The organism is Paenimyroides ceti (genome assembly GCF_030409925.1).
In genome coordinates this window covers 1-12,498 of sequence record NZ_JAUFQU010000017.1, presented here as the reverse complement: position 1 = coordinate 12,498, position 12,498 = coordinate 1, and the positions used below count along the sequence as shown (strand labels likewise).

Below are 12,498 nucleotides of genomic sequence, written 5' to 3'. Positions count from 1 at the left end.
CTGCTGCCTATACCTATGATGGTTCCGGAAACTTAATCACCGATACCAACAAACGGATTACTAAAATCACGTATAATCATCTGAATTTGCCCATAGTCATCGATACAGATCAGGGAAGTATTTATTATGTCTATGATGCAGCGGGCAATAAATTAAAGAAAAGTGTATTGGGCAATAGCGGACCTAATCAGATCACCGAGTATATAGACGGTTTTCAGTACCTTAACGGAACCCTGCAGTTCTTTCCTCAACCGGAAGGTTATACAGCCTATCAGAACAATGCGTATATTTACCATTATATCCATAAAGACCATTTGGGCAACAACCGTGTGGTGTATGCAGATGGCAATAACAACGGCGTAATAGAACCAACTGAAATTCTGGAAGAAAACAACTATTATCCGTTTGGACTAAAACATCAGGGGTATAATGATATGACAGGGAGTACAGCTTCCAATTATAAGTACCAATACAACGGTAAAGAGTTACAGGAAGAAATGGGATTAAACCTATATGATTTTGGAGCACGAAACTATGATCCGGCTTTAGGAAGATGGATGAATGTAGATCCGTTGGCGGAAGAGATGAGACGGTTCTCTCCGTATGTTTATGTATTCAATAATCCTGTTTATTTTATAGATCCGGATGGTAGAATACCATATCCAATTACTATTAGATCGTTTGCTCCATTTAAAACATTTGGAGGAGGATTTCACGGAGATAATAGAGGGTACTCTACATCAGCAAGTGCTTCAGCAAGAGTTCACCAAAGGATTAATTTTGATACTGATAAGTCAAATATATCACTTTCTAATTGGAGTTCACCTACTTGGCATAGTTCAGCACCAGGTTTTAGAAGAACAGCAGAACCTTCTGGTGGTTTTTACTACTGGTTTTGGTATATTCAAAGATGGGTCTGATAAGAATTATAGTTTTAAGACTTCTTATGCCGGTGCAAATCCATTAACACCTGGAGCTCCGAATATAGATGTAGAATCAAATTTTTATATAAATGAAAATAAAGAAAAAGGCTTTTTACAAGTTATAGGGAGTTTAGTAGGTGATAACTTCCCTAGTACTGAAGCCTTTATAAGTGATCCAAGTGGACAAAGTGTTTTTCTTGGTATTGGATTCTATGAAGGATCTCCTTTCACAAGTTTATTTGGTAAAAATGAAAGACAAATTAGCGAGTTTAATGTTCTTATAAAAATAGATAAAGACGGTAATTTTGAAGGGATTTATAAAAATGATGGGAGTGATAAAATTTACAGTATAGAAGAATGGAATGCACGTTTTGAAAATGCTGATCCACATAAAAAAAATAAAAAATGAGAAGACATAAAAAGATTATAATTTGTTGGTTAATTGGTGTTATTATTATTTTAACATTTTCTTACATTTCTGGTTTACAAGATGATGTTTACATTGAACAATATTATGAGGGAGTTTGGTATAAGGATGTATTAAGCTCTATTAAATATTTTCTATTATGGGTATTGCCTTATTGGTGGTTAATAATAATTTTAATAGGCTCTTTATTAGGAATAATAATATTTCTAGTGACATTATTGTTAGGACATATCAAAAGTAAAACGGAATATTGATTTTTAGATTATTTGAATTAGAAAATAAATTATTATGGAAAAAAAAAACTTGTAAAAGAGGTAAATGGGTAAACTTACCTTACATCAATTTTATTTTTCTATTGTTCAATAAGTTAAAGTTATAACAACATTATACCTTTAGATTAGAACACCAGAATTACAGCACTATTACAGGAAATACAGGATATAAATACACCTTTGGAGGAAAAGAATTTCAACCCGAAAAAGACCTGAATATGTATGATTTTGGTGCGAGAAATTATGATCCTGCATTAGGAAGATGGATGAACATTGATCCGTTGGCGGAACAGATGAGAAGATGGTCTCCTTATAACTACGGTTTTAATAACCCAATGAGGTTTATTGACCCTGATGGGATGGGACCAAATGATGTCATTATTATTGGTTCTGAGTCTGCCGCTGCTTTTGCGGAGTTGCAGAAGTCAGTTCAAGGGCAATTGAATTTGAGTATGGATTCAGCGGGAAAAGTAAGCTATACAGTCGTGCAAGGAGCAACTTTAGATTCAGATAGTAAACAACTAACTTCGGCAATTGACGACCATTCAGTTAATGTTAATGTAGCAGCAGAGAATTATAATGTTACTGCAGGAGGTACGCCTTATTTAGGTGGAGCTTTTTTAGGAAATACAGTTACAAATAATGTAGATTCTGCGTCGGGCAAAAAAATCGTGGAAGCAAATCAAGAAATTAATCCATTAACATTAAGTAAGATTGATTCATATTATAATAAGCCTGGGAGTAATACTTTGCATGAAGTAACGGAAGCATATCAAGGAGGAGTGATATCACAAAAATCAGGTGTATCTTCTCCAGCTGGTGACAAAGTGGGGTCTGTATATACTTCTGCACACAATAAGGCTACTCCGCAGGCAGGTCAGGTATATGAAAGTTTTTTAGATAAAAGTGGAAATACTTTATATAGAAGTAGTAATGGTTCTGTTCCACAAGCAGCAATAAGTGTACAATTTTCTGTAAAGGACGGCAAGAAGGCACCAGTAATTATAGAAATAAGAAATTAAATTATGAAAAATATAATCTTTATTTTTTTATGTGCTTTAATATTTTCATGTAAAACACATAAGGTAAACTCAAGTTCAAGTTTAGAATATTCAGTTTATAAAATTGACTCTATCAATAATTATTATTTAATCTATGCCAAGAGAAGCGATTCTCTGTTTAAAATAATATCAGAAAAACAGAGTGTAGAAAAATGTAATTCAATAAGAGTAAATAAGAAATATTTATTTAAACTACATTCTATCTGGAATAAAGAAGAACATGTAGGAAATTCTAATGTCAGTCTTAAGTATAATAATTATATCAATTGTATTCAATTAAATGAGAATACAGAAATATGCCTCGAAAGAGATTCTATAAACGATTTGCATTATGCAGATAATATAAAAGGTTTATGTATCACTAAAGATTGATAAGGATCGGTTGTGATTGTGTATTTAAAAATAAGTCTGAGTAAGAGACGTACTATTCTCTTTTTACTTTCTATTTAGTGTAAATGCCGGACTTGGAGGAGGTATTGGAATTACTTCGGGTGTAATTAATCCTACAAATAATCAAACTTTTGCAATCAATGATTTCAATGGTATGGGTAATTCAGTAAATTTAAGTGTTGGGATAGGTATAGCAAGTGGAGGTATTGAATACGGAGGAACTCAAGGAAATGGTTTCTCTAATTTTGGTAATCGTACTGAATCTAACTCTAGACCTTATATATATTATGGAGGGGGTCAATCTTCACAATATCCTTCTACGGGAATTCAAGTAGGAAAAGTCTCTGTTGGAGCTATGATTAGTTCTACGAGAACATGGGTTTTAAAATTATAATTACTTTGATATGGAAAAGCAAAGAGGAATAAAGGTTCATCCGATAGTTTTTGTTTTAATGATAGGAATATGTCTTTTTTAGCTTTTAAATTCATTTTTAAAAAGGATGTATTATCAATTATGACAGAAAATTATAATTTAGAAATTGAGGATTCCTATAATGGGAAAATCGAAAGGAAATATTATGATAAATTTAATCACAATGCTTCGATGATTAAATTTGTTGACAATAAGAGTAGAGGGATTCATCCGTATTTTTGGGGCAAGTTACGAATTGGAGATTCTATTAGTAAAGTAAAAGGAGACTCAGTTATACAAGTTTTTCGAAATGGAGAAAAAATAATATTGGAGATAGCTCCATTTTATGAAAAAGCAATTGAAGAACAACAAAAAAAATAATTATAATAAATCAACAAAGTCATACATGTCGTAGGGCTTTGTTGTTTATAGTATTCCAAATATTTTTATGATTTAATTCTTAAATTATTATCTACAAATTCAAAAAAACCTGACTTAATAAAAATATTATTAAATAGCTATTTACCCTTACACCCATAAAGGCCATTTGGGCAATAACTGGGTGGTTTATGCAGATGGCAATAATAACGGTGTAATAGAACCAACGGAAATTCTGGAAGAAAACAACTATTATCCGTTTGGACTAAAACATCAGGGATATAATGATATGACAGGGAATACAGCTTCCAATTATAAGTATCAATACAACGGGAAAGAGTTACAGGAAGAAATGGGATTAAACCTATATGATTTTGGAGCAAGAAATTATGATCCGGCTTTAGGAAGATGGATGAATGTAGATCCGTTGGCGGAAAATTCAAGAAGATGGACTCCTTATAACTATGCGTATAATAATCCTATATACTTTATTGATCCTGATGGAATGCAGAGTTGGAGTTTTAGTGGACAAGCTGCAGTTAATTTTGCTAAGGATTTACAAATTCTGTTAGCATCGGATGGTATTGATACGGATTATACTTTTAATAGAAAAACCGGAGAAATAAAACAACATGGAGAAAAGAATAATAATCCTGATAGGATTGTAAACCTGAATAAAAAGGGAGAAGTCAAAGGTGTTTTAGTTGATAATATTGTTAAAGGAATTTTAAAAGATGGTATAAATTTTAAACAAAACAATAATGTTATAGAAATAAACGGAACAGATCAACCTACAGAATCTCAATTTCAAAATTTTATTGCCGATTATACTAAACTGGCTGGTGTTGAAGTGTCAGGATACGCTTTAGGAAATAATGCTATGGGTAAAGATATTTCAGGATTTTTAGTTGAAGCTCATAAAAGTAATACTTCAACAACATCTAATTCTGCTAGATACAATGAGAATGAAAAGATAGATTGGCAATATTTAAAAAGTTCAAAACCCTATTTAGGTAGAAGCAGGTATGCTAAATATCATTATCACAGCCATCCTGATAATTCATTAGCAAGTGATGACGATAAATTAAACTTTAAAGGAAAAAGTATTCCTCATTTTATAATTAGTAAGAAATATAACCAACAATATAATGATGTCAATGTTTTTGAAGCAAAATCCAGATAAATTTCTGATTTTATTTTTTTGTTTAACTACTTTGTTAGGCTGTAAGTCAATAAATCAAACTAATTGTCCTCAAGAGGAAATAATGGAAAATATTATCAAGAATTATTGTAAAAAAAATGTTACTTACACTTTAAAATATAAATATTTTAGATTAAGTAAAGATTACATAGATAGCACAGATTTCATTATGTATAGGGTGTCTCCTCAAATAAACAAAGTAGTATTGTCTTCGGACGGTAGTGGTTATTTCCCTTTAGATTATATTAAAGTTGGAAAAAAAATCTTTTTTATTGATGGAGAAATTACAACCAAGCCTTCTCCTAAAATTTTTACCTTGTTAAAAGAAAAAGATTTAATTGATTCTACAATGGTTAAAGTTAAACAGGGGCTTTTAGATTGGGATGTTATTGGTAAAGGTAAAGGAACAATTATGACTAATGATAGGTTAAAAGTAAATACTTATCTTGTTTGTAAAACAAATAATAAAATAGTTAGTAAATGGCGAACTAATAAATCTGAGGTGTCTGCTAAAAATATTGAAAAAGCTATTAAAAAAGGTTGTAAGAATTAATATTTTATTTTTAAAGTAAAAATTTTCTCTCTCCATTTTTTACAATTGTACTCATCAACAGATGGCAATAACAACGGTGTAATAGAACCAACGGAAATTCTGGAAGAGCATCATTATTATCCATTTGGATTAGAACATCAGAATTACAGTACCATTACAGGAAATACAGGCTATAAATACACCTTTGGAGGAAAAGAATTTCAACCCGAAAAAGATATGAATATGTATGATTTTGGCGCAAGAAATTATGATCCGACTTTAGGAAGATGGATGAATGTGGATCCGTTGGTGGAGAAAACGATGGAAGCATATTCATATGTAGGTAACAATCCGATTAGGTTTACCGATCCTACGGGAATGATTAAAGATGATATCATCATCAATAATAAGGATAAAAAGGAAATTATAAGAATAATAGTAGATACTGGAGATAAAGACTATGTTTTTGATACCGAACTCAATATTAATCCTGACAAACCACTTGTTTTTGATACAGGTATGAGTATGGAAGACCTTAAAAAACAATATGATGCTATAGGTATAAATCTTAGTGGTTCTGCAACTGTTGGTGGAGGTATGGAATTTGGGTTGTCGATTGCGTATTTCTTAAATGGTGAAAGCGAGGGTAATTTGGGTATTTATACTTCTAAAGGAGGAAATGTAGGTGTCGGAGGTGGTGCTGGTTTTAGTTTCTTTGGATCTAAGTATAATAAAGATATAGCAACTGATTTTTTTGATGTTAAAGGCTTTGAGGGAGGTTATAATGCTGCTTCGATAGGTGTTGCTGGTTTTGGATACTCTGTAACGTGGAGTAACACAGAAGGTACACATGATGAAGTTTATCCCGGACATCGGTATCCAACTACCTGGACATCCCGTTCTTTAGGATATGGTAGCGCGCCTAAGACTTTGTCACAAGTGTTAGGTAAAGCTGGGAAAGCAAGTGCTACCTATTCTGGAGGAACCAGTACTTTGTCAAGAGAATTCAAATCTAAAAAGGTGAAAAAATGAAAGCACTTAAACCATATCTTATCTTTTTCGGCATTATCTTTTTTATTTTTATGATAGTAACTATAATCCGAGAAGTGAATTATAACTCGTTAATAGAAAACGATATTAAAGATAATTATAGAGCTATTATAATTGAAAAATATAATAGGAGAAAAAGTATGGATGTCATGACTTCTGTATTAATAAAAAGAAACGATGGAATTGAAGAGGGATTTCCATTGCGTTCTGAAATCATGGATTACATTTCAGTGGGAGATAGTTTAATAAAAATAAAAGATGAAAATATCTGTTATGTAAAGAAGCCAAATGGAGATAAGAAAGAGTTTTATTATATAAGAATTCCTTTGGAAAATAGAAACCATTGGACATTTCCTAAAGAGTGGAAAAATAAATGGATGGAATCAAGTGCATGGGATACTATACAAAGGAGATAATTTCTCTCCCACACTGACGTATCACTTATCTTATAGCATAGTACATATTACTTACATGTCTCGTATAAAAGGAAGCAGATGATGTCTTTTCACGGAGGCTGGACCATGGGCTTTATGCGCCATCAGGCACACAGAGAAAGTATGAATTATGACCTAAACGGCAACATCCGCACCTTAAACCGTACCGGAGCTATGGTAGACGGACAGGTTTTGGATATGGACGAACGCGATTATACCTATAATGGCAATCAGCTGACTATGGTAAGAGACTATACCAACAACCCTGACGGATTTAAAGAAATCCCTTCTGAGGGTGCTGCCTATACCTATGACGGATCCGGAAACTTAATCACCGATACCAACAAACGGATTACTAAAATCACGTATAACCATCTGAATTTGCCCATAGTCATCGATACAGATCAGGGAAGTATTTATTATGTCTATGATGCAGCGGGCAATAAATTAAAGAAAAGTGTATTGGCCAATAGCGGGCCTAATCAGATTACCGAGTATATAGACGGTTTTCAGTATCTTAACGGAACTTTGCAGTTCTTTCCTCAGCCCGAAGGTTATACAGCCTATCAGAATTATAAGTATATTTACCATTATATCCATAAAGACCATTTGGGCAACAACCGGGTGGTGTATGCGGATGGCAATAACAACGGCGTAATAGAACCCACGGAAATTCTGGAAGAAAACAACTATTATCCGTTTGGACTAAAACATCAGGGGTATAATGATATGACAGGGAATACAGCTTCCAATTATAAGTATCAATACAATGGTAAAGAGTTACAAGAAGAAATGGGATTAAACCTATATGATTTTGGAGCAAGAAATTATGATGCTGCATTAGGAAGATGGATGAATGTGGATCCATTAGCCGAGAAGATGAGACGGTTCTCTCCGTACGTTTATGCATTCAATAATCCTATTCGGTTTATTGACCCGGATGGGATGATGCCGTTTGATTTAATTATTAATGGTGCTGATGCAGATACAGCATTAAAGGAGCTAAACGATGATTCACAATTAAATATGGTTAGAGATGCAACAACAGGTAAAGTAACTATGGCAGATAAAAGTAAACTGGATTATAGTAAGCTTAGCATTCAGGATAAAGCCTTATATGATATAATTGAGGACAAAAATAAAACTGTAAATATTTCTACTACGCAAGATATTGTTAGGACAGATAGTGCTGGAAATCAAACGATGTTCTTATTTGGAGCATATAATGGACAAACTGAAACTACCAGTAATCAAGAAGTTAACGTTCTACAAGCACAATCTTTAGAGGCCAATGGAGGGCAGACAGCTGGTACTACAATTAGGCATGAAATTTTTGAAGGTGGGGCTGCGTTATCAATTGTGAACTCTCCAGCTTCGAATACAACACAAAGTCCAGACTTTTTCTTAAAAATAAAACTATCTTCTTTACTGTATAAATAATTACCGCTTTTGGCACCAAACCAGTAACCGAAGCAGTTTCCTAATATACCTGCGAAAGCTACAAGACCAGCCAATGCGCTGACATTAAGAAAATCATTTTCGATATACACGAATTCTTTCATTAAATCAACACTGTAGATGCCTGCTAAAAAAAGCAAACTGTCTCCGGGTAAGAAAAAACCTGCAAATAATCCTGTTTCGGCAAATATTATAAAGAGAACAACATAAATTCCTATTTTATGTCCGGCTAATTCTAAATTGATATAAAACTCGGGTTTATCAAATCAGCCCAATTGAAATTTTCCATCAAGGTTTTTACTTTTGTATGTTTCGCTTGTAAAATTATTCATTATTTTTCGTTTTTCCTTCATTTATATAAACAACCAATGAATTTTTAAGTTTTTTTTATCATTTAATAATACTGCTTCATAAGCCAGATTAGATATTTCGTTTTAAATGCTTAATTTTAGCGATTGATAAAATAATTACAAATGAAAAAAATTCTGATTTTAACCTTAAGTATTTTAGGGATAAATGCTCATTCACAGCAAAAAGTTATGACGAAAGAATTGTTATGGCAATTGGGGAGAGTATCTCCAATAGGTTTATCTGAAGACGGTAAATACCTTTATTATAAAGTGGGTACGCCTGATGTAGGTGAAAATAAAATCAACACTGCCTATTATAGTGTAAGCATCGATGGTAAAAGAGTAAAAAATCTTGAAAATGCAGATGGCTTGGTAGCAGATAAAAATACAGGACCTGGAAATGAATATGTTTTATCGCATGAAGAGGTCAAAATAACAAAGGTTCTTGGAAAAGACTACTATGAAGGAGTCGAAAAATCAGATGTTTACATTTATGATGAACTTGATTACAGACATTGGGATACCTGGAATAACGGGACATTTAATCACGTTATTTTGACCAATAAAAAAACACAGGAGAAAATTGATTTACTCAAAGATGAGCCGTATCATTCTCCTCAGAAACCTTTTGGAGGAGATGAAGATTACATCTGGTCTCCTGATGGCAAAAAAGTTATTTATGTATCCAAGAAAAAATTTGGAACAGCTTATGCTCTGAGTACAAACACTGATTTATATGAATACGATATAGATACCAAACAGACTAAAAACCTGACAGAATCTAATCCTGGATATGATACACATCCTTCTTTTTCTCCAAATGGAGATCTTACGTGGTTGCAGATGAAACATGATGGATATGAGGCAGACAAAAATGATATAATCGTTCGTCACAGAGGAATGGATATAAATCTGACAGCAGCATGGGATGGTACTGTTGACAGTTATGTGTGGAGTAAAGATGGTAAAAAGATCTATTTTACAGCACCGGTTGATGGTACAGTACAATTGTTTGAAGTCAACTTTCCGGGGGTTACAAAAATAGCGGTAAACGTAAAACAGCTTACTAAAGGAGACTTTGATGTAACCGGAATTGTCGGTTTTGTTGATAATAGAGTAATTCTTACCCGTACCGATTTCAATACAGCAACTGAAGTATTTTCGTATGATTTAAAATCAAAAAAATGGCTGCAAATCACCCATGTGAATGATGCTTTGTATGCCAAAATAGGAAAATCAAAATTTCAGAAAAGATACGTTACTACCACCGATGGAAAAAAAATGTTGGTATGGGTAATACTACCTCCAAATTTTGATCCAAACAAGAAATATCCAACCTTGTTATACTGTCAGGGAGGACCTCAGTCTGCATTAACTCAATTTTATTCCTTCCGTTGGAATTTTCAATTGATAGCCGCTGAAGGATATATCATTGTAGCGCCAAACCGTCGGGGTATGCCTGGTTTTGGTGTTGAATGGAATGAAGCTATTTCTAAGGATTGGGGAGGGCAACCTATGCAGGATTACCTTACCGCAATAGATGAGGTTTCAAAAGAACCTTATGTTGACAGCAAAAGATTAGGAGCTATCGGAGCAAGTTACGGAGGATATTCTATCTATTATCTTGCCGGAATACATCAAAACAGATTCAAATCTTTTATAGCACATTGTGGCGTTTTTGATTTAGAGTCTATGTATGGAACTACAGAGGAAGTGTTTTTTACAAACTGGGATTCAGGAGGTCCGTATTGGGAGAAAGACAATGCTGTAGCAAGAAAGACGTATGCAGAATTCAACCCTAAAAATAAAGTAGCAAACTGGAATACGCCTATTCTTATTTTTCATGGAGGAATAGATTATAGAGTACCGATCGGACAGGGACAGGAAGCTTTTCAGGCAGCTCAGCTTTTGGGAATAAAAAGCAGATTTGTTTACTTTCCTGATGAAAATCACTGGGTAACCAAACCGCAGAATGCAAAAGTTTGGCAGGGAGAATTTTTCAGATGGTTAAAAGAAACGTTATAAAAAAAAACGGGAGGCAAATTTGCTTCCCTTTTTTTTGCTTGAAAAATTCATATTTCGTGTAACAATTGATACCTTTATGCGTCCAATTTAGAAAATTAATCACAATAGAGAATGTTTAAATTAAAATTAAAACCGATTCTTGCGGCTGCAATTATTGCTTTAGGAGCTTCAGGAAATGTGTTTGCTCAGGATGACTTAGTAAACTCATTAAAAAATAACCAAAGTGCAAACAGTAAAGATCATTTTACTTTTACCGAAGTAATCAATGTTGAAAATACTTCTATCAAAGATCAGGGATCTTCAGGAACATGCTGGAGTTATTCCGGAAACTCATTTATCGAGTCAGAAATGATCCGTATGGGAAAAAAACCAATCGAATTATCACAGATATTTACGGCGCGTAATGCCTATGTAGAAAAAGGAAAAATGTATGTGCGCATGCATGGAGCTGTTACTTTAGGCGAAGGTGGTGCATTCCATGATGTAATGAATATGTACAAACAATACGGTACAGTGCCACAATCTGTTTACAACGGATTGAACTATGGAACTACCCGTAATAAAATGGCGAAATGTCTGCTATTTTAGAAGCTACATTGGCAGCTATCGTGAAAAACCCTAATGGTTCATTGACGCCAAATTGGGAAAAAGCATATACAGCTATTATTGATGCGTATTTAGGAGATTATCCTGCTGAGTTTACGTATGAGGGAAAAAAATATACTCCAAAAACTTTTGCTGAAAAAGTAGTGGGAATTAATGCTGATGACTATGTAGAACTTTCTTCTTTTAAACAATATCCTTATTATACAAAATTCACGTTATTAGTGCCGGACAACTGGGCATTTGATCAGGTTTGGAACGTGAAAATGGATGAATTGGTAGAGGTAGTAGATAATGCTTTGAAAAACGGATATACTGTTGCATGGGGTGGAGACGTTTCTGAAAAAGGATTCAGCTGGAAAAACGGAGTTGCTTATGTACCTGAAAAAGATTTTGCAAGCATGACAGCTGATGAAAAAGCGACTATGTTCAATGGTCCGAAGCCGGAATTGAAAGTAACGGAAGATATGCGTCAGAAAGCATTTGATAATTATGAAACAACTGATGATCACGGAATGCACATCGTGGGTATTGCTAAAGATCAGAATGGAAAAGAATATTATATCGTAAAAAATTCATGGGGTCTTACCAATGATTATAAAGGGTATATGTATATGAGCAAAGAGTTTATGAAATATAAGGCAACAGATATTATGGTTCATAAAAATGCGATACCAAAAGCAATTGCAAAAAAGTTAAGTATATAATTGCATCAAATATAATAGAGAAAAGAGAAGTTTAATTACTTCTCTTTTTTATTTTTGTTAAAAAAAAGATATGGAAACATCGAATTTAGATGCAGGAATTGACCGTATAGAATTACTTATTACAGGTTTGGTTCAGAAATTAGTAGATATTATTCCTGAGCTGATAAAAGCAGTTGTTCTTTTAGTAGTAGGATTGTTTTTGATCCGAACTGCTTTAAAGCTTATAAAAAAGCGATTTGAAGCCAGAAATGTAGATTTGTCACTTCGTGGATTCT

At 33.4% G+C, this 12,498-nt stretch carries 13 protein-coding genes and 2 pseudogenes; 14 read left to right on the top strand and 1 reads right to left on the bottom strand.

Annotation, left to right across the window (positions count from 1 at the left end; all coding sequences use genetic code 11):
* The 11 genes from QW060_RS18870 to QW060_RS18820 all read left to right on the top strand — a co-directional run.
* The coding region (locus QW060_RS18870; protein WP_290364918.1) for an RHS repeat domain-containing protein at nt 1-920 on the top strand (920 nt) is incomplete at its 5' end.
* A complete protein-coding gene (locus QW060_RS18865; RefSeq protein ID WP_290364917.1) occupies nt 877-1,332 on the top strand; it encodes a hypothetical protein in 456 nt (151 codons plus the stop codon). The genes QW060_RS18870 and QW060_RS18865, both read left to right, overlap by 44 nt.
* Entirely contained in the window at nt 1,329-1,604 is a 276-nt protein-coding gene (locus QW060_RS18860; RefSeq protein WP_290364509.1) for a hypothetical protein, read from the top strand. Before QW060_RS18865 ends, QW060_RS18860 begins: the two co-directional genes overlap by 4 nt.
* Before the next feature lie 167 nt (nt 1,605-1,771).
* The gene (locus QW060_RS18855; RefSeq protein ID WP_290364791.1) at nt 1,772-2,644 is read left to right on the top strand and encodes an RHS repeat domain-containing protein; all 873 of its coding nucleotides are present in this window, start codon (nt 1,772-1,774) and stop codon (nt 2,642-2,644) included.
* Between the two features lie 583 nt (nt 2,645-3,227).
* Nucleotides 3,228-3,467 carry a hypothetical protein gene (locus QW060_RS18850; protein WP_290364510.1) on the top strand — a complete coding sequence of 80 codons (240 nt, stop codon included), beginning with the start codon at nt 3,228-3,230 and terminating at the stop codon, nt 3,465-3,467.
* 69 nt (nt 3,468-3,536) lie between these two features.
* Nucleotides 3,537-3,866, top strand: a complete 330-nt coding sequence (locus QW060_RS18845; protein ID WP_290364511.1) for a hypothetical protein — start codon at nt 3,537-3,539, stop codon at nt 3,864-3,866.
* A gap of 166 nt (nt 3,867-4,032) precedes the next feature.
* Nucleotides 4,033-5,046, top strand: coding sequence for an RHS repeat domain-containing protein (locus QW060_RS28565; RefSeq protein ID WP_397386083.1), 1,014 nt, complete (start codon nt 4,033-4,035; stop codon nt 5,044-5,046).
* The gene (locus QW060_RS18835) at nt 5,012-5,617 is read left to right on the top strand and encodes a hypothetical protein (RefSeq protein WP_290364920.1); all 606 of its coding nucleotides are present in this window, start codon (nt 5,012-5,014) and stop codon (nt 5,615-5,617) included. Before QW060_RS28565 ends, QW060_RS18835 begins: the two co-directional genes overlap by 35 nt.
* Nucleotides 5,618-5,662: 45 nt before the next feature.
* A complete protein-coding gene (locus tag QW060_RS18830) occupies nt 5,663-6,628 on the top strand; it encodes an RHS repeat-associated core domain-containing protein (protein WP_290364513.1) in 966 nt (321 codons plus the stop codon).
* Nucleotides 6,629-6,786: 158 nt separating this feature from the next.
* Entirely contained in the window at nt 6,787-7,062 is a 276-nt protein-coding gene (locus QW060_RS18825; protein ID WP_290364514.1) for a hypothetical protein, read from the top strand.
* 78 nt (nt 7,063-7,140) lie between these two features.
* Nucleotides 7,141-8,520 (top strand): RHS repeat domain-containing protein, encoded by a 1,380-nt coding sequence (locus QW060_RS18820; RefSeq protein ID WP_317623196.1) that lies wholly within the window; start codon nt 7,141-7,143, stop codon nt 8,518-8,520.
* Here the strand turns inward: QW060_RS18820 and QW060_RS28560 are convergent.
* Nucleotides 8,478-8,827: pseudogene (locus QW060_RS28560) on the bottom strand (DedA family protein); the annotation flags it as partial. The gene QW060_RS18820 and the pseudogene QW060_RS28560 overlap by 43 nt on opposite strands.
* 184 nt (nt 8,828-9,011) lie before the next feature.
* Here QW060_RS28560 and QW060_RS18810 point away from each other — a divergent pair.
* The 3 genes and pseudogenes from QW060_RS18810 to QW060_RS18800 all read left to right on the top strand — a co-directional run.
* Nucleotides 9,012-10,913 (top strand): S9 family peptidase, encoded by a 1,902-nt coding sequence (locus QW060_RS18810; protein ID WP_290361898.1) that lies wholly within the window; start codon nt 9,012-9,014, stop codon nt 10,911-10,913.
* A 111-nt stretch (nt 10,914-11,024) separates the two neighbouring features.
* A pseudogene (locus QW060_RS18805) lies at nt 11,025-12,223 on the top strand (aminopeptidase C).
* Nucleotides 12,224-12,293: 70 nt separating this feature from the next.
* On the top strand, nt 12,294-12,498 hold a 205-nt coding region (locus QW060_RS18800), incomplete at its 3' end, for a mechanosensitive ion channel family protein (RefSeq protein ID WP_450091478.1).